This window comes from Paraburkholderia sp. MM5482-R2, from assembly GCF_050436125.1.
GTDB lineage: Bacteria > Pseudomonadota > Gammaproteobacteria > Burkholderiales > Burkholderiaceae > Paraburkholderia > Paraburkholderia tuberum.
Genome location: NZ_JBNDLP010000003.1, coordinates 380,616 through 399,344, shown reverse-complemented (window position 1 = coordinate 399,344; position 18,729 = coordinate 380,616). Strand labels below are relative to the sequence as shown.

General features: G+C 62.7%; 17 protein-coding genes and 3 pseudogenes. 14 read left to right on the top strand and 6 right to left on the bottom strand.

The features are described from left to right. The first annotated feature begins 228 nt into the window (after window positions 1-228). The 9 genes and pseudogenes from OKW37_RS23945 (at window position 229) to OKW37_RS23905 (ending at window position 9,840) form a co-directional block, all read left to right on the top strand. Window positions 229-2,614: pseudogene (locus OKW37_RS23945) on the top strand (bifunctional salicylyl-CoA 5-hydroxylase/oxidoreductase). Beyond that, window positions 2,611-3,384, top strand: coding sequence for an SDR family NAD(P)-dependent oxidoreductase (locus OKW37_RS23940; protein ID WP_090807882.1), 774 nt, complete (start codon window positions 2,611-2,613; stop codon window positions 3,382-3,384). Before OKW37_RS23945 ends, OKW37_RS23940 begins: the two are co-directional and overlap by 4 nt. Beyond that, entirely contained in the window at window positions 3,381-3,941 is a 561-nt protein-coding gene (locus OKW37_RS23935; protein WP_429333243.1) for a MarR family winged helix-turn-helix transcriptional regulator, read from the top strand. Before OKW37_RS23940 ends, OKW37_RS23935 begins: the two co-directional genes overlap by 4 nt. A 19-nt stretch (window positions 3,942-3,960) precedes the next feature. Continuing rightward, on the top strand, window positions 3,961-4,812 hold the full coding sequence (locus tag OKW37_RS23930) for an enoyl-CoA hydratase family protein (RefSeq protein WP_429403958.1): 852 nt from the start codon (window positions 3,961-3,963) through the stop codon (window positions 4,810-4,812). A 1-nt stretch (window position 4,813) separates the two neighbouring features. Next, window positions 4,814-6,025, top strand: coding sequence for an acyl-CoA dehydrogenase family protein (locus OKW37_RS23925; RefSeq protein ID WP_429403956.1), 1,212 nt, complete (start codon window positions 4,814-4,816; stop codon window positions 6,023-6,025). Then, complete coding sequence (locus tag OKW37_RS23920; RefSeq protein WP_429403954.1) at window positions 6,022-6,465, top strand: acyl-CoA thioesterase; 444 nt, start codon at window positions 6,022-6,024, stop codon at window positions 6,463-6,465. The genes OKW37_RS23925 and OKW37_RS23920 overlap by 4 nt, the downstream gene beginning before the upstream one ends. Further along, on the top strand, window positions 6,462-6,857 hold the full coding sequence (locus tag OKW37_RS23915; RefSeq protein ID WP_018423881.1) for a RidA family protein: 396 nt from the start codon (window positions 6,462-6,464) through the stop codon (window positions 6,855-6,857). Before OKW37_RS23920 ends, OKW37_RS23915 begins: the two co-directional genes overlap by 4 nt. Window positions 6,858-6,941: 84 nt before the next feature. Continuing rightward, window positions 6,942-8,582: an AMP-binding protein gene (locus OKW37_RS23910; protein ID WP_429403953.1), complete on the top strand. Its 1,641-nt coding sequence runs from the start codon at window positions 6,942-6,944 to the stop codon at window positions 8,580-8,582. Between the two features lie 33 nt (window positions 8,583-8,615). Then, window positions 8,616-9,840, top strand: a pseudogene (locus OKW37_RS23905) (dienelactone hydrolase family protein). A gap of 88 nt (window positions 9,841-9,928) precedes the next feature. Here OKW37_RS23905 and OKW37_RS23900 read toward each other — a convergent pair. Continuing rightward, window positions 9,929-10,306: a hypothetical protein gene (locus OKW37_RS23900; RefSeq protein WP_184057926.1), complete on the bottom strand. Its 378-nt coding sequence runs from the start codon at window positions 10,304-10,306 to the stop codon at window positions 9,929-9,931. Continuing rightward, on the bottom strand, window positions 10,303-10,797 hold the full coding sequence (locus OKW37_RS23895; RefSeq protein WP_429403951.1) for a DUF6402 family protein: 495 nt from the start codon (window positions 10,795-10,797) through the stop codon (window positions 10,303-10,305). Before OKW37_RS23895 ends, OKW37_RS23900 begins: the two co-directional genes overlap by 4 nt. Between OKW37_RS23895 and OKW37_RS23890 the strand changes: the two genes are divergently transcribed. Both OKW37_RS23890 and OKW37_RS23885 read left to right on the top strand, forming a co-directional pair. Continuing rightward, window positions 10,796-12,289, top strand: coding sequence for a DHA2 family efflux MFS transporter permease subunit (locus OKW37_RS23890; RefSeq protein ID WP_429509955.1), 1,494 nt, complete (start codon window positions 10,796-10,798; stop codon window positions 12,287-12,289). The two genes, OKW37_RS23895 and OKW37_RS23890, sit on opposite strands and share 2 nt — an antisense overlap. Before the next feature lie 45 nt (window positions 12,290-12,334). Continuing rightward, a complete protein-coding gene (locus tag OKW37_RS23885) occupies window positions 12,335-13,168 on the top strand; it encodes an AraC family transcriptional regulator (protein ID WP_429403950.1) in 834 nt (277 codons plus the stop codon). A gap of 61 nt (window positions 13,169-13,229) precedes the next feature. Here the strand turns inward: OKW37_RS23885 and OKW37_RS23880 are convergent, their stop codons facing one another. Beyond that, window positions 13,230-14,594, bottom strand: a complete 1,365-nt coding sequence (locus OKW37_RS23880; protein WP_429403949.1) for an MFS transporter — start codon at window positions 14,592-14,594, stop codon at window positions 13,230-13,232. Between the two features lie 372 nt (window positions 14,595-14,966). Then, a complete protein-coding gene (locus OKW37_RS23875) occupies window positions 14,967-15,839 on the bottom strand; it encodes an AraC family transcriptional regulator (RefSeq protein WP_429403948.1) in 873 nt (290 codons plus the stop codon). 149 nt (window positions 15,840-15,988) lie between these two features. Between OKW37_RS23875 and OKW37_RS23870 the strand changes: the two genes are divergently transcribed. The 3 genes from OKW37_RS23870 to OKW37_RS23860 all read left to right on the top strand — a co-directional run bounded on the left by OKW37_RS23870 (window position 15,989) and on the right by OKW37_RS23860 (window position 17,673). Beyond that, window positions 15,989-16,372, top strand: a complete 384-nt coding sequence (locus OKW37_RS23870) for a hypothetical protein (protein WP_184057915.1) — start codon at window positions 15,989-15,991, stop codon at window positions 16,370-16,372. A 251-nt stretch (window positions 16,373-16,623) separates the two neighbouring features. Further along, window positions 16,624-17,037, top strand: coding sequence for a PQQ-binding-like beta-propeller repeat protein (locus OKW37_RS23865; protein ID WP_184057913.1), 414 nt, complete (start codon window positions 16,624-16,626; stop codon window positions 17,035-17,037). Window positions 17,038-17,175: 138 nt separating this feature from the next. Further along, window positions 17,176-17,673: a GNAT family N-acetyltransferase gene (locus OKW37_RS23860; protein WP_184057911.1), complete on the top strand. Its 498-nt coding sequence runs from the start codon at window positions 17,176-17,178 to the stop codon at window positions 17,671-17,673. Window positions 17,674-17,679: 6 nt separating this feature from the next. Here the strand turns inward: OKW37_RS23860 and OKW37_RS23855 are convergent. Both OKW37_RS23855 and OKW37_RS23850 read right to left on the bottom strand, forming a co-directional pair. Continuing rightward, window positions 17,680-18,087 (bottom strand): annotated as a pseudogene (locus OKW37_RS23855) (flavin reductase family protein); the annotation flags it as partial. Window positions 18,088-18,274: 187 nt separating this feature from the next. Beyond that, window positions 18,275-18,607: a hypothetical protein gene (locus OKW37_RS23850; RefSeq protein WP_090810299.1), complete on the bottom strand. Its 333-nt coding sequence runs from the start codon at window positions 18,605-18,607 to the stop codon at window positions 18,275-18,277. Between the last annotated feature and the right edge of the window lie 122 nt (window positions 18,608-18,729).

The following is an 18,729-nucleotide window of genomic DNA, read 5'->3' as shown; positions in this document are numbered from 1 at the left end:
GCTTTGTTGCGCGTCCCCGAAGGGGCTCCCGCCCTGCTTTCGCATGCTGAAACGTCAGTCCGATATTCCGCATTGTGAGAGACGCGTGACACTCTTTATTTTTCACTGACGCTTGTTATTTCCAGGATCAAGAACACGACTCGATACTCGCCCCCGAAATTTACTTGACATCTAAACTATCAAAACCTAAATTAATCTCACCGCAGAGTTCATTTTGGGGAACCCAGCATGCGCATAGTCTGTATCGGCGGCGGTCCGGCCGGTTTGTACTTCGGTCTGTTGATGAAACAACGTAACCCCGGCCATGAAGTCATGGTAATCGAGCGCAACCGCCCCTACGACACCTTCGGCTGGGGCGTCGTGTTCTCCGACCAGACGCTCGGCAATCTGCGCGCCGCCGACGCCCCGAGCGCCGAGGCGATTCTCGACGCGTTCAATCACTGGGACGATATCGAGATTCACTTTCGCGGCCGCAGCGTGCGCTCATCGGGCCACGGTTTTTGCGGCATCGGTCGCAAACGTCTGCTGAATATCCTGCAAGCGCGCTGCGAAGAACTCGGCGTGAAGCTCGTGTTCGAAACCCAGGTCGTGGACGACAGCGCGTACGACGCGGACCTGATCATCGCAAGCGACGGCCTGAACAGCCTCGTGCGCCAGAAATACGCGGACACCTACCAGCCGGACATCGACGTGCGCGACTGCCGCTTCGTGTGGCTCGGTACGAAGAAGCTGTTCGAGGCGTTCACGTTCGCGTTCGAGCAAACCGAATTCGGCTGGTTCCAGGCGCACGCCTACCGCTTCGACGATCAAACCTCGACGTTCATCGTGGAAACACCGGAACGCGTTTGGCGCGCCGCCGGTCTCGACGAAATGAGCAAGGAAGACAGCATCGCGTTCTGCGAGAAGCTGTTCGCGAAGTACCTCGACGGCAACGCGCTGATGTCGAACGCGGCGCATCTGCGCGGCTCGTCGCAATGGATCCGTTTTCCGCGTGTCGTCAACAAGGAATGGGTGCATTGGCGCAGCAACGCAAACGGCACACGAACGCCGATCGTGCTGATGGGCGACGCCGCGCACACCGCGCACTTCTCGATCGGCTCGGGCACCAAGCTCGCGCTCGAAGACGCGATCGAACTCGCGAACAGCATCAGCGCGCACCGGGGTTCGCACCTGGACGATCTGGCCGCCGCATTGAAGCACTACACCGAAGTACGCAGCGTCGACGTGCTGCGCATCCAGAACGCCGCGCGCAATTCGACCGAATGGTTCGAGCACGTCGATCGTTATACGTCGTTCGAGCCGGAACAGTTCGCGTATTCGTTGCTCACGCGCTCGCAGCGCATCTCGCACGAGAACCTGCGCGAGCGCGATGCGCAGTATCTGTCCGGTTTCGAGGACTGGCTCGCGAAGCGCGCGGGTGTGGAGCGCGCCGCTGACAGGCATTCGATTCCGCCGATGTTCACCCCCTTGAAGGTGCGCGGCGTCACGCTGAAAAATCGCGTGATGGTGTCGCCGATGGCGCAGTACTCGGCGGTAAACGGCGTGGCCGGCGACTATCACCTGATGCATCTCGGCGCGCGCGCGATGGGCGGCGCCGCGCTCGTGATGACCGAGATGACCTGCGTGTCGCCCGAAGCGCGCATCACGCCCGGATGCCCGGGCATGTACGCGCCCGAGCATCTGGTCGCGTGGAAACGCATCGTCGATCTGGTCCATCTGCAATCGGATGCGAAGATCGGCATCCAGCTCGGCCACTCGGGCGCGAAAGGTTCGACGCGCGTCGCGTGGGAAGGCATCGATCAGCCGCTCGACGAAGGCAACTGGCCACTCGTTTCGGCGTCGCCGCAGCAGTATTTGCGCGGCATCAGCCAGCATTCGCGCGAAGCCACACACGAGGAGCTGCGCGCCATCGAGCAGCAGTTCGTCGAGGCGACGCGCATGTCGATCGAAGCGGGTTTCGACTGGCTCGAACTGCACTGCGCGCATGGCTATTTCCTGTCGAGCTTCCTGTCGCCGCTCACGAATCACCGTACCGACACATACGGCGGTCCGCTCGAAAACCGTCTGCGTTATCCGCTGCAGGTATTCAGCGCGATCCGCGCGGTGTGGCCGCAAGACAAGCCGATCTCGGTGCGGATTTCGGCGCACGACTGGGTCGAGGGCGGCAACACGCCCGACGACGCCGTGAAGATCGCTCAAGCGTTCAAGGCGGCCGGCGCGGACATGATCGACGTGTCGTCGGGCCAGGTCAGCAAGGAAGAAAAGCCCGTGTTTGGCCGCATGTTCCAGACGCCGTTCGCCGATCGCGTGCGCAACGAAGCCGGCATCGCGACGATCGCGGGTCGGCGCGATTTCGGAAGCCGACCACGTGAACAGCATCATCGCGGCGGGTCGCGCCGATCTGTGCGCGATCGCGCGGCCGCATCTCGCGAATCCGTCGTGGACGTTGAACGAAGCGGCAAAGATCGGCTATCTCGACGTCGCGTGGCCGAAACCCTATACCGCCGCGAAAATGCAGCTCGAACGCAACCTCGAACGCGAGCGTGCGCAGGCCATCGCCAATGTCGGCCTCACGGCGCAACAACGCGCGCAACGCGCCGAAGGAACCGTGTGAACACCTCAGACACTCCTCTCGCCGGACAACACGCGGTCGTCACCGGCGGCGGCAGCGGCATCGGCGCGGCCATCGCGCAGGCGCTGCTGCGCGCCGGCGCGCGCGTCACGCTGATGGGCCGCAACGCGCAGCGCCTCGACACGCAGCGCGAGCAATGCGCGGCGCTCGGCGACGTCGCGTGTATCAGCGTGGACGTCACGCAAGAAGATTCGGTGGCGCGCGCATTCGAGCAGGCCGGCGCCGTCGATATCCTCGTGAACAACGCGGGCCAGGCGCAGGCCGCGCCGTTCACGCACACCGATATCGCGCTGTGGCAACGCATGCTCGACGTGAATCTGACTGGCGTGTTTCTCGGTACGCGCGCCGTCCTGCCCGGCATGCTCGAGCGTGGCTATGGCCGCATCGTCAACGTCGCGAGCACCGCGGGGCAGATCGGTTATGCGTACGTCGCGGCGTATTGCGCCGCGAAGCACGGCGTGATCGGTCTCACGCGCTCGCTCGCGCTCGAAACCGCGACGCGCGGCATCACGGTCAATGCAGTGTGCCCCGGCTACACCGAAACCGAACTGCTGCATGCCTCGCTCGAACAGATCACGAGCAAGACCTCGCGCACCGAAGCACAGGCGCGCGAAACGCTGCTGCGCTCGAATCCGCAGCGCCGCTTCGTGAATCCGGAGCAGGTCGCGAACGCGGTGTTGTGGCTGTGCCGCCCCGGCTCGGATGCGATCACGGGGCAATCCATTTCCATTTCGGGTGGAGAAGTGATGTGAGCAAATCAACGAATGCAAAAAAGTCGGCGGCGGCATCGGATGCGAAGCTGTCGCGCAAAGGCGTGGCTCAACCCGCGGAGAACGTCGTGGACCTCGAAATGAGCACCGGTGCGGACAGCCACATGGGCCTGCGTTTGTGGCTGCGCATGCTGACCACCACCAACCTCGTCCAGGCCGAATTGCGCAAACGTCTGCGCACCGAATTCGACACCACGCTGCCGCGATTCGATCTGATGGCGCAGCTCGAACGACATCCCGATGGCCTGAAGATGACCGAGCTGTCGCGCCGTTTGATGGTGACGGGCGGCAACGTCACTGGCATCACCGATCAGCTCGAAAAAGAAGGGCTCGTCACGCGCGACACCGATCCCAACGACCGCCGCTCGATCAGCGTGTGCCTGACGCCCGCTGGCCGCAAGGCGTTCGACAAAATGGCCGTCGCGCACGAGCAATGGGTCGTCGAACTGTTCGGCGGCCTGAGCCTCGACGAAAAGATGAAGACGCATCAGGACCTCGGCAAGCTCAAGCAGCATCTGCTCGACAGCCTGAGAGGCTGACTTCGCACTGGAGGAATACATGACACGATCCAACGCCGATGCCCTGTTGTCCGGCAACCGCCTGACCCTGGCGGGCTACGAGGCGAAGCATGTCGGCTGGTCGGTGACCGACAAGGTCGCGACGATCACGCTGAACCGTCCCGAGCGCAAGAACCCGCTGACCTTCGAATCGTATGCGGAGCTGCGCAACCTGTTCCGCGATCTCGCGTACGCGACCGACGTGAAAGCCGTCGTGCTGCACGGCGCGGGCGAAAACTTCTGCTCGGGCGGCGACGTGCACGACATCATCGCCCCGCTGATCGATCTGCTGATGCCCGAGTTGTTGCTGTTCACGCGCATGACCGGCGACCTCGTCAAGGCAATGCGCCATTGCCCGCAGCCGATCATCGCAGCCGTCGACGGCGTCTGCGCGGGCGCCGGCGCGATCCTCGCGATGGCTTCCGATCTGCGCCTCGGCACCGCGCGCAGCAAGCTCGCGTTCCTGTTTACGCGCGTCGGCCTCGCCGGCTGCGACATGGGCGCGTGCGCGATGCTGCCGCGCATCATCGGCCAGGGACGCGCCGCCGAACTGCTGTTCACCGGCCGCTCGGCAAGCGGCGACGAAGCTCACGCCTGGGGCTTTTACAACCGCCTGTGCGACCCGGCCGCGCTCATCGAAGAAACACAGAAGCTCGCCGCCGATCTCGCGGCCGGCCCGAGCTTCGCGCACGGCATGACGAAGAAGATGCTGCACCAGGAATGGAGTATGAGCATCGACGAAGCGATCGAATCCGAAGCGCAGGCGCAGGCGATCTGCATGGGCACGCGCGATTTCGAGCGCGCATACAACGCGTTCGCGGCGAAGACGCGTCCGGTGTTCGAAGGAGACTGAGTTGAGCGCCGATCATCAGAACATCCCGATCGATTTGCACAGCCCGCTCGCGTGGCCGTTTTTCGAGCCGCGTCATCGCGAACTCGCGGCAGGCATCGACGCATGGTGCCGCGCGCATCTCACGCATGACGAGCATGGCGACACCGATGCGACCTGCCGTGTGCTGGTGCGCGAACTCGGTCACGCCGGCTGGCTGAAATACGGCGTCGGCGGCGTCGCCTATGGCGGCCACGGCGACACGATCGATACGCGCGCCGTATGCCTGCTGCGCGAAACGCTCGCGCGCTATTCGGGCCTCGCCGATTTCGCACTGGCGATGCAAGGCCTCGGCTCGGGCGCGATCTCGCTCGCGGGCACGCATGAGCAGAAATCGCGTTATCTGCCGCGCGTCGCGAGCGGCACGGCGATCGCCGCGTTCGCGCTGTCGGAGCCGCAAGCGGGCTCGGACGTCGCCGCGATGGCGCTCGCGGCTCGCGAAGAGGGTGAGCACTACGTGCTCGACGGCGAAAAGACGTGGATTTCGAACGGCGGCATCGCGGACTTCTACGTGGTGTTCGCGCGCACCGGCGAAGCGCCGGGCGCGCGCGGCATCAGCGCGTTCATCGTGGATGCGCAGACACCGGGCCTCGACATCGCCGAGCGCATCGACGTAATCGCGCCGCATCCGCTCGCGCGCCTGCGCTTCACGAACGCGCGCGTGCCGAAGAGCCAGATGCTAGGTGCGCCCGGCGAAGGTTTCAAGATCGCCATGCGCACGCTCGATATTTTCCGCACGTCGGTGGCGGCCGCATCGCTTGGCTTTGCCCGTCATGCGATGGCCGAGGGCCTAGCGCGCGCGGCGTCGCGCAAGATGTTCGGCCAGACGCTCGGCGACTTCCAGTTGACCCAGGCGAAGCTCGCGCAGATGGCGTTGACGATCGACAGCAGCGCGCTGCTCGTCTATCGCGCCGCGTGGCTGCGCGACCAGGGCGAAAGCGTCACGCGCGAAGCCGCGATGGCGAAGTGGCACGCGAGCGAAGGCGCGCAGCAGGTGATCGACGCGGCAGTGCAGCTTTACGGCGGCATGGGTGTGCAAAGCGGCAGCGCGGTCGAGATGCTGTACCGCGAGATCCGCGCGCTGCGCATCTACGAAGGCGCGACCGAGGTGCAGCAGCTGATCGTCGGCCGCGATCTGTTGAAGGCGCATGCCGCCGCGAACGGGAATGCACGATGAGCACTTCGTTCGAGCGGCCCATACGCATCCGCTTTTCGCACTGCGATCCCGCGGGCATCGTGTTCTTTCCGCAGTACCTCGTGATGACCAACGTGCTCGTCGAAGACTGGTTCAACGAGGGCTTGCGCATCGACTACGCGCACATGATCGCGCGGCGCCGCATCGGCCTGCCGATCGTCAAGCTCGACTGCGATTTCTCGCGGCCGAGCCAGATGGGCGAAACGATCCTGCTCACGCTCAAGGTCCGAACCGTCGGCCGCAGTTCGATCGGCATCGAGATTCACGGTCATTGCAACGGCGAAACGCGTTTCCTCTCTAAACAGGTGCTCGTGTTCATATCGTTCGACAGCGGCAAATCCATCGATATTCCCGGCGACGTCGCGAGCGCGCTCGCGGCGTACGCTCCATCGGCCCCCTCCATCGAGGCGCATCGCTCATGAAACAGGCTCTCCTTCCCGCCGGCTGGGTCAAGCCGCGCGGCTATGCGAACGGCGTCGCTGCGAGCGGCACGCAGGTGTTCATCGCCGGCCAGATCGGCTGGGACGAACAGGCGCAGTTCCAGTCCGATGACTTCGCGCAGCAGTCCGAGCAGGCGCTGAAGAATCTGCTCGCCGTGCTGCGCGAAGCGGGCGGCAAGCCCGAACACCTCGTGCGCCTCACGTGGTACGTGACCGACAAGCGCGAGTATCTCGCATCGCTGAAGGACATCGGCCGGGCGTTTCGCGAGCTGATCGGCGACTACGACATCGCGATGAGCGCGGTGCAGGTCGTCGCGCTGATGGAAGACCGCGCGAAGGTCGAGATCGAAGCCACCGCGGTGATTCCGCACTGAACGTCGTACAGGTACCGAACGCACAGGCAAGCCCTTCACACCGAACGAAGCGCATTTTCCGGCTCAACGCCTCGGGAGACCATGATGGAACCGTCAGCACACGTCGATACTTTCGCGCGCGACAATCTTCCGCCGCAGGATCAATGGCCCGTCTTGCTGCTCGACAATCCGGACGTCGCCTATCCGCCGAGGCTGAACTGCGCGACCGAACTGCTGGAGCGGACCATCGAGGCGGGGCGTCGCGACCGGCCGGCGATCTGGTCCGACGTGGACGGCAAGCCGCAAGCCACCACGTACGGCGAACTGCTCGCGATGGTCAACCGCAGCGCGCATGTGCTCGTCGATGAAATGGGCTTGCGCCCCGGCAACCGCGTGCTGCTGCGCGGACCGAACACATTGCAGATGGCCGTCGCCACACTCGCGGCGCTGAAGGCCGGGCTCGTCGTCGTGCCGACCATGCCGCTGCTGCGCGCGAAGGAGCTCAAGCAGATCATCGAGAAGGCGCAGGTCAGCGCCGCGCTTTGCGACGCGCGCCTGAGCGCGGAACTCGAGCGCTGCACGAATCCGCGGGACGAGTTCTACTGCGCGGTGCTGAAACAGACCCGCCGCTTTCACGACGACTCCGCCGATTCGCTCGACACGCTCGCCGTCAACAAGCCCGAATACTTCACCGCCACCGACACCGCCGCGGACGACATCTGCCTGATCGCGTTCACGAGCGGCACGACCGGTGCGCCGAAAGGCTGCATGCATTTCCATCGCGACATGATCGCGATGTGCGACCTGTTCCCGCGTCATGTGCTGAAGCCTTGCGCGAACGACATCTTCTGCGGCACACCGCCGCTCGCGTTCACGTTCGGGCTCGGCGGGCTGCTGTGCTTTCCGCTGCGCGTCGGTGCCTCGACGGTGTTGGTCGAAAAGCTGACGCCGCAGACCTTGCTCGAGGTGGTCGAACGATTTCATGCGACCGTGATGTTCACCGCGCCGACGTTCTATCGGCAGATGGCGCCGCTCGTCGCGCAACATGACCTTTCATCGCTGCAGAAGACCGTGTCGGCCGGCGAGGCGCTGCCCGATTCGACGCGGCGCCTGTGGCGCGAGGCGATTGGCATCGACATGATCGACGGTATCGGCGGCACCGAGCTGATCCACATCTTCGTTTCGTCGCAAGGCGCGGAGATCCGGCCGAACGCGATCGGCCGCGCGGTGCCGGGCTACGTCGTGCAAGCCGTCGACGACGACATGCAACCCGTGCCGCCCGGCACGATCGGCAAACTCGCGGTGCGCGGCCCCACCGGCTGCCGCTATCTGGCCGACGAACGGCAGTCGCGCTTCGTGCGCGACGGCTGGAACCTGCCGGGCGATTCGGTCTATCTCGACGCGGACGGCTACGTGTTCTACCAGGCGCGCGCCGACGACATGATCGTGTCGGCCGGCTACAACATCTCCGGTCCTGAGGTGGAAAGCGTGCTGATGCAGCACGAGGCGGTGGCCGAATGCGGCGTGATCGGCGTGCCCGACGAAACGCGTGGGCAAATCGTGCGAGCCTTCGTCGTGGTGAACCCGGGCTACACCGCCGACGAGAAACTGGTCGCGCAGCTGCAGGATTTCGTTAAGAATAACGTCGCGCCGTATAAATATCCCCGCGTCATCACGTTCGTCGGCGCGCTGCCGCGCACCGAAACCGGCAAGCTCAAACGTTTCGAGTTGCGCATGATGACGTAACCCCTATCTTTCGTGAGACTGGAGGCAGACTGCATGGCCGGCTCTTTCATCGAAGTCGTCGCCCACGATGGCGGCCGTTTCAACGCATACGTCGCGCGGCCCGCGCAGGGCTCGGGCCCAGGGCTCGTGCTGCTGCAGGAAATCTTCGGCGTCAACGACACGATGAAAGCGAGCGCCGATCGCTACGCCGAAGAAGGCTACGTCGTGCTCGTGCCCGATCTGTTCTGGCGCATCAAGCCGAGCATTGCGCTTGGCTACGGGCGACGCCGACATGAAAGAGGCGCTCGGCTATCTGGGTCAGTTCGACGCCGAAGTCGCGGTCAAGGACATCGCCGCCACCGTCGCCGCGTTGCGCGAACTGCCCGAGCAGGCCGGCAAGGTGGGCGTGGTCGGCTACTGCCTCGGCGGCAAGCTCGCGTTTCTGAGCGCGGCGCGCACCGACGTCGATTGCGCCGTCAGCTATTACGGCGTGGGCCTCGAAGCGCATCTCGACGAAGTATCGGCAATCAACTGCCCGATGGTGTTCCACTTCCCTGAAAACGACGCGCACTGCCCACCCGAAACGCGCGAGCGCATCAGCGCCGCGCTGCGCACGCGAGCGCAAATCGAGCAATACGTGTATCCCGGCTGCGATCACGCGTTCGCCGCGCAGCAGCGCAAACAGTACGACAAGCCCGCCGCGATGATGGCGTACTCGCGCACGCTCGCGCTGCTGCGCAAGGTGCTCGGTCCGGTCTACGATCTGAACGCGCTGTGGGAAGCGCATTGCTATCACGAGTTCGCGACACGCGACGTCGACGCAGTGATGCCGACGATGGTCGCGCAACCCTACGTCAATCACGTGCCGACGATGACTGGCGGCGTCGGCCATGACAATCTGAAGCGCTTTTACACGCATCACTTCGTCAACTCGAATCCGCCCGACACGAAGCTGATTCCGATTTCGCGCACGATCGGCTCGGATCGCGTCGTCGATGAATTCATTTTCAGCTGCACGCATAGCTGCGAAATCGACTGGCTGCTGCCGGGCGTCGCGCCGACCGGCAAGTACTTCGAGGTGCCGATGCTCGCCGTCGTGTGCTTCCGCGGCGACAAGCTTTATAACGAGCATATCTATTGGGATCAGGCTTCGGTGCTCGTGCAGGTGGGGCTGCTCGATCCGGAGGGCTTGCCGGTGGCGGGGATTGAAAGTGCGAGGAAGTTGCTCGATGAGACGTTGCCGTCGAATGGGTTGATGGGGGGTAAGTCGAAGGTTTAAGGAAGTGGTGCTGCCGTCGCTGTGCATCATCCGAATGACTCGCGCCGGCAGCGCGTATTAATCGCGGCGCGCAAGACCGAAAAACTCATCATCCAATCGACGAAAATCTGGCGATCATGCGGTCATAGAATGACGGCGGCAGCTTTATAAACGACGCGTCGTCGCCGCCGCGGGAAAATGAAACGCCTTCGTCGTCCACCCAAATCAATTCAGGAACCGGTGTGCTGAAGGTTCTGCGCACTAGCAGTTTGCCTGACGCGGCGTCGTAGACCTGACCGAGATAAGCCGGGTCGTTGCCGCCTCTCCATTGGAGCAGGCACCGCTCTGCAGTGTAGCGGCCGTTTTTTGACGTGCTTTTGATGCATTCGCTCGCATTCCTGTGATCGGTGTGCGTCGCGACGAGAAGCACGGCAAACGCGACTGTGAGCACTACAGCGCCCCATCCGATCGATCGCCCCGGTTTCATAAATACACCTTGATCGGTGGGTCGACTCGAACAAGCTTTCGATCCGAATAGATCACGAAGTCACCTCCTCGCTGGTGTTTTATTGCCCACTCTCTAAAGTCCTTATTGTGAACCGGGTAGTACACGTTGCCCCTGACCTTCGGATTCCCCAGTGCAACGGGATAGGAAAAATACAATCGCGGTTCGTTCAGATATGACATCGCGCCGTTGTACGCCAGAACGATCACCCCGTTTTTGCTCCAATGGCCAAGATATTGCGACGCCTCGCCAGGCTTGTCGGTGAAGTCGTAACTATCCCTAATATAAACGTAGATACCTGAGATTTCTGCAACCCTGGTATTGCCTTCCTTCCCGCTCGAAGCCGCCACCGCGCGCGGCTTCGCGCAACGCCGCCGCCCAGGATTTCGTAGTTGGACGCTAAATGTGCGGGTGCTAGACTCGAAAACCCATCGTCGGTGATCGACCGAATCCGCGTAAAGGGGCGTCCGCATGACCCATTCCCTCCACGGCAAGCAACGCTGGCTCGCGCTAATCGTGCTCTGCCTCGGCGTACTGATGATCGTGCTCGACACGACCATCGTGAACGTCGCGCTGCCGTCCATCGCAGCCGATCTCGGCTTTAGCGAAACTTCGCTCGTGTGGGTCGTCAACGCCTACATGCTGACGTTCGGCGGCTGCCTGCTGCTCGGCGGCCGGCTTGGCGATCTGTACGGACACCGCAAGCTGTTTCTCAGCGGCATTACGCTCTTCACGCTCGCTTCGCTCGCCTGCGGCCTCGCGAATTCGCAGGTGCTGCTGGTCGCCGCGCGCGCCGTGCAGGGCCTGGGCGGTGCGATCGTCTCGGCGGTATCGTTGTCGCTGATCATGAATCTGTTCACCGAAGCCGGCGAACGCGCGAAGGCGATGGGCGTGTATGGCTTTGTCTGCGCGGGCGGCGGCAGCATCGGCGTGCTGCTCGGCGGACTGCTCACCAACCTGCTGAGCTGGCACTGGATCTTCCTGGTCAATCTGCCGATCGGCATTGCGGTGTACGCGCTGTGCCTCGCGCTACTGCCCGCCGCGCGCGGCCACGCGCACGGCGAACGGCTCGACGTGGCCGGGGCGCTCAGCGTGACCGCATCGCTGATGCTGGCGGTCTATGCGATCGTCAACGGCAACGAAGCGGGCTGGACTTCGGCACAAACACTCGGCCTGCTGTTCGTCGGGCTCGCGCTGCTTGCCGTGTTCCTCGCAATCGAGGCGAGAATCGAACACCCGTTGATGCCGCTCGCTCTGCTGCGTTTGCGCAATGTCGCGACCGCGAACCTGGTCGGCGTGTTGTGGGCGGCGGCGATGTTCGCGTGGTTCTTTATTTCGGCGCTGTATCTGCAGCGCGTGCTCGGCTATCGGCCATTGCAGGTGGGGCTCGCGTTTCTGCCCGCGAACCTGATCATGGGACTCTTTTCGCTGGGATTGTCGGCGCGCGTGGTGATGCGCTTCGGGCTGCGTCGTCCGCTCGCGGCCGGCCTGCTGATCGCGGCATGCGGGCTTGCGCTGTTCGCGCGTGCGCCCGTCGACGGCAGCTTCGTACCCGACGTGTTGCCCGGCATGTTGCTGCTCGGCTTTGGCGCGGGCATCGCGTTCAATCCGCTGCTGCTCGCCGCGATGAGCGACGTCGATCCCGCCGATTCGGGCCTCGCGTCGGGCATCGTCAATACATCGTTCATGATGGGCGGGGCGCTCGGGCTTGCGGTGCTCGCGAGTCTTGCCGCGGCGCGTAGCGAGGCGATGCAGGCGTCGTCGAGTGCGGCGGCTGCGCTGAACAGCGGGTATCACGTCGCGTTTCTGTTTGGGGCGGTTTTTGCGGCGGCGGCCGGCGTGCTGGGTGGGCTGTTGCTGAGGCCGGGGCAGGTGGGTGGCGCCGCGGGCGTGCATGGTGACGCGGCCGAATCGTCTCGGCCCTCCGCCGCGCCTGCAAAACCGCAAGCGCGATCAAATGCGTGAGTTCGCCGCTGACTATGCTGGCTTCATGCTGACATGAGAGCCGAGATGAACCCGGTTGGAAAAGCGCTCTGGTATATCGAAAGCCACTTCGCCGGCGAGTTGACGCTCGACGACATCGCCCGCTGTGGTTGCGTATCGCGCTTTCACCTCGCGCGCGCGTTCGAAGCGGCCACCGGGATGCCGGTGATGCGCTACGTTCGCGCACGGCGTTTGAGCGAGGCCGCACGACGTCTGGCCGATGGTGCGCCCGACATCCTCGCAGTCGCTCTCGACGCCGGCTACGGCTCTCACGAAGCATTCACGCGCGCGTTTCGCGAACAGTTCGGGCTCACGCCCGACGCGCTGCGCGCGCGGGGTCATCTCGACAACCTGACCATCGTGGAGCCGATCAAAATGGACGAAACCCTGCTCACCCATCTGGACCCGCCGCGCTTCGAAGACGCGCGAGCGTTTCTCGTCGCTGGACTGAGCGAGCGCTATACGTGCGACAGCAGCAAGGCGATCCCATCCCAATGGCAGCGCTTTCGCGCCTGGTACGGCAGGGTGCCGGGACAGGTCGGCAAGGTGGCTTATGGCGTTGGCTATAACGCAGATGAACTGGGTAACTTCGACTACATGTGCGGCGTCGAAGTCAGCGATTTTTCCGCATTGCCGCCAGCGTTGAGTCGTGTGCGCATCGCCGCGCAACGGTATGCGGTGTTCGCTCATCGCGAGCACATCTCAGGCATTCGTCGCACGATGAATACGATCTGGAATCAGTGGTTGCCCGCGTCAGGGCACGTGCCTGCCGATGCACCGCATTTCGAACGGTATGGCGAGCAGTTCGACCCGGTGACGGGGATGGGTGGAGTCGAAGTCTGGTTGCCGCTGAAAAGTTGATGGTCGATTCGGCGGATGGCCGTTGCGGATGGCCGTTGTGCCCGGCCATCCGCCTGATCGTTCACGGAGTGGCATGTCTGCTGTCATGCAATGCATGCGCGTCGTCGTATTCCCGCGAAATGTCCTTATTCGTGTAATCGCCCAATCGCATGGCGGCGGCCACGCTAATCACCGCGCACGCGAAGACATACCACGCCACCGCAAATCCCGAATGGAAGTAAGCATAAAGCGCCGTCGCAATCAACGGTGCCGGACCGCCAGCGATGACGGAAGCCAACTGATAGCCCATCGACGCACCGCTGTAGCGCAAGCGCCCCGTGAACGATTCGGCGATCAACGCGGCTTGGGGACCATACATCATCGCATGCGGCACCAGCGAAAGTACGATGGCCGCGAAGATCCATATCGGGTTATGGGTTCCAACCATGAAAAAGTACAGGAAGCCGAATAGCCCGACAGCAGCGGCACCGATCACATACATGCGTCGACGTCCGATCAGATCAGACACGTGACCAAACAGCGGAATCGTGAAGAATTCCAGCACCGAAGCGGCCAGCACTGCCGTGAGCAACAGATCGCGTGTGACGCCCAGACTCATCACACCATAGGTGAATATAAAGGCCGTGAAAATATAGAACGGCGCCTGTTCCGCCATACGCGCAAGAGCCGACAGAAGAATGTCTTTCGGCTGCCGGCGCAATACTTCACGCATCGGCGCCTTTTCGATCCTGCGCTCAGCGAGCAGCTTCGCGAAGATAGGCGTCTCGAGGATACTCAAGCGGATATAAAGGCCGATCGCGACCAGCACGATACTGAGGAAAAACGGCACCCGCCAGCCCCAGGTGAGAAATGCGCTGCCGGAGATCTGACTGATGGCAAGCACCACCAGATTCGCGACGAACAATCCCGCCGGTACGCCGAACTGCGGCCAGGACGCGATGAAACCGCGATGCTTGTTGGTACGTGCCCACTCCATCGACATCAACACCGAACCGCCCCACTCGCCTCCAACGCCCACACCTTGAATGAAGCGCAGCGCCGTGAGCAGGATTGCCCCCCAGATACCGATCGTCGCATAGGTTGGAACAAAGCCCACGGCAAACGTCGCGAGGCCCATCAGCAACAGCGTCACGATTAACGTGGCTTTACGTCCGATGCGATCGCCATAGTGGCCGAAAATCGCCGCGCCCACCGGCCGCGCGATAAAGCCGACAGCGTAAATCAGAAAAGCCTGGAGTGTGCCGACGAGCGGGTCCGACTGAGGAAAAAACAGTTTCGCGAATACAAGACCCGTGACAATGCTGTACAGGAAGAAGTCATACCATTCGATTGTGGTACCAATCGTGCTGGCGATGACAGCACGGCGCAACTGGCGCCGAGCCTCCTCCTCCGAGAGGGGCACCGCCCCTGATTGCGTGGCAGCCATTTGATATCTCCCCAAAATGGAAGGGTGACATCTTTGACATTTGAGCTATTGCGTGGTTCCCGTGAGGACGCGAGGTACGTGCAGCGAAAACCGGCTTTGCGGCTATTGTTGTGGCTGGGCGGCCGGGTCGAGAAAAACCGGCTCCGAACCACTATTCGCAGAGACCGGGGCTTTATTCCAGAGAGACATTTCGAAATTGCATTTTTTGCCGAATTAGCAATCGGCAATGCGCGCTCAATGCAATTGATACCGATGCCGAAATCGAATTGAAATTCGAGCGAACCGCGGCTACGGACATGAGCATTCGCGAAGAATGGGAGCGACTTGCTTCGCACTAGCAGGCATCTCACATGCTCATCACACCCATCCCAATCAGACCAACGGAATGTAGATATCCGTCTGCCACTGCTCCAGCGGCGTCTCAGGATAGACGCTCAGGTAGTGGAAAAACAGCGGATGGTCCCGCAACTCTTCCCCACTCGAAGGCAACCAGTCGCGATAGACCGGGTAGATCGTCTCGCCGATGTGGTCGGTCGATCCCGTGTGCCGAACCACCGCGCACCGTCCACCCTGCATCACGAGCTCGCGCACGCCATAGAGATTCGGCGCGACCGGCTCGTCGATCTCTCCGCAGATATCGAAACGGAATTCATCCGCTGGCACCGTGTCTGGATTGCCGTGCGGGACGCCGAAGGTTCGGCTCGACGCCACCGGTGATTGTCCGCTTTGAATACGCCAATCGATGAACTTGCGCGCACTCTCGTTGACGAGCCCGGGCGAACCACAATGTTCGAGCGCGGCAACGCGGGTCTCCGCAAAATCGACGATTTTCACTTGCATGGTCAGTTTCCTCGAAACATAGGGAACAACAAAACTCGCACTCCAGAATTGCCACGTTGGATGTCGTCGAAACGCGCTCGGCGCCAAGCCGAACGCACGCTTGAACGCACGGCTGAAGGCTTCGGGACTGTCGAAGCCGGCATCGAGCGCGGCATCGAGAACCGGGCACGACGCCTGCGACGCGAGGCGGCGGCCCGCGCGACGCAAGCGCATCAACTGCACGTAGCGTGCGACGGGCACACCGACATACGCGACAAACTGTCGATGAAAATGGAACATCGAGAAGTTTGCGATGCGGCTTAGCGCGTCGACCGACAGATCGCCCTCGAGGTTTGCATCGATATAGGCGAGAACGGCTTCGAAGCGCTTCGTGTAGGCAGCGGCGGCGTCTGTGTGAGCTAACATGGTCTGGATCGTGCGAGTTTCGATATGGTCGCCGAGGTTGGACACATCTTACCTAGCCGGACTTGCTCGATCTTCAATTGGCTCGCTGCCGAGCCTGGAGAATTTACGTAAGCTTATCGTTCACCCGCGCTTCCTGAGATTGTCCGCCGATGCCTTCTTCGATCAGCAATTCGCTCCTGTGGATCTTCGACGCGTTCGAACGCGATCCGACGTATATGCGTCGGCGGATGTTTGGTAGCGACGCTGCGTATATCGATGGGCTGTTGTGCCTGGTTGCCGCCGATCGCGATAAGCCGTGGAATGGGCTGCTCGTCTGTACGTCGCGGGAACGCCATGCTGCTCTGATTACCGATATGCCTGCGTTGCAGCCTCACCCGGTGCTTGGGAAATGGCTTTACGTGCCGCAGGAGGATCCTGCGTTTGAAGACACTGTCGAGCAGTTGACGGCACTCGTGCTGGAGCGGGACCCGCGAGTGGGTGTCGAGCCTAAGCCGAAAAAGCGGCGCGATAAGTCGGTGTTGCCGGAGAGTTGAAGCGCGGCAGTGCCGTTTCGGTCTCTCTTCCTGTCCGAACGCGCGCTCAAGCCGGGCAATCATCCAATCAGCCGCGAATCGCACCACCCCGTCATACTCTCACCGACGAACCCGGCGGGGATGTAGAAGGGCATTCGATTGAAGGGGAGTTGCCGCGCTTTCATTGGTGACTACGCAAATTGCGGTCGGGCTTAAAGACCGCAAATAAGATTCGGCTTTGGCACACGCAAGTCGATTCAACCACCTATTCAATGGTCACGCAGTCTGCCGTCATCGCGAACGGTACGGCTTTCGTAGGAACCACATCGAACGAAGAACTGATGGCCGCCTATGTCCCTCCGCCTGCCAGGCAGTGGAGTTTCCGCGGCAGCGTCGTCGCACTCGATGTCGCGACCGGCGCAGTGAAGTGGACCACGCCGGACCCGCTCGGAAGCCGCGCGCAGGCAGCCGTCAGTGTCGCCAATGGCGTGGTCTTCGGATGCAATCTCGACTACACGAATGGCACGATGTACGCGCTCGATTCTTCCAATGGAAAAGTCCTGTGGTCATTCAATAGCGGGGGTGCATGCAATGCCGGGCCGGCCATTGCGGACGGCGTGGTGTTCTGGGGCTCTGGCTCGACGAGTGGACCGGGGCCGCTGAAATTGTTCGCCTTCGGTCTGTAGGAAACGCCCGAGGCCCCGTCCGTTCGCGGCGGGGCCTTTGGCTCTTTGCTACGATGTGAGTCTGTTCCGAAGCCGGCGCATTTGGCGCCTAGCGCCCGCCGGCCGGCAGTCATCACCGAACTCACCGAGCACTAGACCTTGACGATCCACATCCGCCCCGCCACCGCTTCCGACGCCCCCCTGATCCTGCGCTTCATCGCCGAACTCGCGATCTACGAAAAAGCCGAGCACGAAGTCGTCGCCGGCGTCGAAGACATCGAGAAGAGCCTGTTTTCCGAGGGCGCGCCCGCGAAAGCACTGATCTGCGAAATGAACGGCGAGCCAGTCGGTTTTTGCGTGTACTTCTTTTCGTATTCGACGTGGCTCGGCAAACAGGGGCTTTATCTGGAAGACCTGTACGTATCGCCCGCATCGCGTGGCAGCGGCGCGGGCAAACAGATGCTGCGCCATCTCGCGCAAATCGCCTGCGAAACGGGCTGCGGTCGATTCGAATGGAGCGTGCTCGACTGGAACGAGCCGGCCATCGGCTTCTACAAGTCGATCGGCGCGAATCCGCAAAGCGAATGGGTACGTTATCGTCTCGCCGGCGACGCGCTCAAAGCATTCGCCGAAGGCGAAACCGAACGGAGCACCTAAGCCCGGTCACTGCGCGGACGCCGCGACGGGCACCACCTCGAATGCATCGCCCGTCGCGAAGAAGGTACCGCCGGCCACGTAATGGCATGTGCGCAGTTCGGGATCGTCGCCGAAATGCCAGCAGTTGCGCGAATACACGCGGCTATCCGCATACGCGGCGACCACCTCGCCGATGATCAGATCGTGCCGTTGGCTGTCGTCCGGAATCACCTTGCATTCCATCCAGGTGATGCAGCCGGCCAGCATCGGCACGTCGATTTTTTGCGCGCGGAAGGTCTCGAGATCGAACGCGGAGAACTTGTCGAGTTCGACGCCCGCGTGCGTGCCGACCGCGAGCGTTTGCGCAGCGAAACCGCGGCTCGGCAACTGCAGCCCGAACACGCCGCTCGCTTCGATCAGGCGACGCGTCAGCGTTCCTAGCATCGTGATGGCGTCGAAAGGATGACGCTGATTGTAGCGGGCGGGACAAATGCGGTGCGGCGCAGGGCCGAGCGATACGAGAGCGATTCGAACCACGCGCGGATGGCGGCCGAATCGAGTTGCCGGGCGGCGGCCCACAAGCCGCCACCCGACCGGACTTCAAACGAATTTCAAGGGACCCTCAATGCGGCGCCTTGCCGTTCGGCACCGCATTGAGCGGCTTGTGCTGCTCTTCGCCGAGTCCCGGGAAGAACGCGTTCCAGGCGGCGCGCACGCCTTGCGCCGCGGTGGCTTCGGCGCCGACCGACTCGGCCGCGCCGTCCGCGGCTTTCGAGGGATCGGCGCACAGGCCGCGCCAGTGCGTGAATACGAGCAACGGCTTTTCGGTCCACACGCCGTCGCCAAATTTCGCAAACGCCGTGTCCCCGCTCGCCAACTGCACTTCGTACCAGCCTTCGCGTACGGGCGTATGGATGGCAAGGTCAAACCACGGGGTCGGTTCGATTTCCTTCATGTCGTCTCCGGTCGGATAGATCGTCATCGATAACCACACTGAACGCATTGTTCGTGCCCATCGCCGGCGCCACACCCGCCGCGCGACGGGACGGGCAACCGCGGCACATGCGGGCAAACCAG

What these genes read in the sequence shown, in the direction of transcription:
- OKW37_RS23890 (WP_429509955.1), top strand. Translation starts at nt 10,796, where the DNA reads ATGACCCATTCCCTCCACGGCAAGCAACGCTGGCTCGCGCTAATCGTG.
- OKW37_RS23865 (WP_184057913.1), top strand. Translation starts at nt 16,624, where the DNA reads ATGGTCACGCAGTCTGCCGTCATCGCGAACGGTACGGCTTTCGTAGGA.
- OKW37_RS23880 (WP_429403949.1), bottom strand. Translation starts at nt 14,594, where the DNA reads ATGGCTGCCACGCAATCAGGGGCGGTGCCCCTCTCGGAGGAGGAGGCT.
- OKW37_RS23895 (WP_429403951.1), bottom strand. Translation starts at nt 10,797, where the DNA reads ATGCGGACGCCCCTTTACGCGGATTCGGTCGATCACCGACGATGGGTT.
- OKW37_RS23870 (WP_184057915.1), top strand. Translation starts at nt 15,989, where the DNA reads ATGCCTTCTTCGATCAGCAATTCGCTCCTGTGGATCTTCGACGCGTTC.
- OKW37_RS23920 (WP_429403954.1), top strand. Translation starts at nt 6,022, where the DNA reads ATGAGCACTTCGTTCGAGCGGCCCATACGCATCCGCTTTTCGCACTGC.
- OKW37_RS23875 (WP_429403948.1), bottom strand. Translation starts at nt 15,839, where the DNA reads ATGTTAGCTCACACAGACGCCGCCGCTGCCTACACGAAGCGCTTCGAA.
- OKW37_RS23850 (WP_090810299.1), bottom strand. Translation starts at nt 18,607, where the DNA reads ATGAAGGAAATCGAACCGACCCCGTGGTTTGACCTTGCCATCCATACG.
- OKW37_RS23915 (WP_018423881.1), top strand. Translation starts at nt 6,462, where the DNA reads ATGAAACAGGCTCTCCTTCCCGCCGGCTGGGTCAAGCCGCGCGGCTAT.
- OKW37_RS23910 (WP_429403953.1), top strand. Translation starts at nt 6,942, where the DNA reads ATGGAACCGTCAGCACACGTCGATACTTTCGCGCGCGACAATCTTCCG.
- OKW37_RS23930 (WP_429403958.1), top strand. Translation starts at nt 3,961, where the DNA reads ATGACACGATCCAACGCCGATGCCCTGTTGTCCGGCAACCGCCTGACC.
- OKW37_RS23900 (WP_184057926.1), bottom strand. Translation starts at nt 10,306, where the DNA reads ATGAAACCGGGGCGATCGATCGGATGGGGCGCTGTAGTGCTCACAGTC.
- OKW37_RS23885 (WP_429403950.1), top strand. Translation starts at nt 12,335, where the DNA reads ATGAACCCGGTTGGAAAAGCGCTCTGGTATATCGAAAGCCACTTCGCC.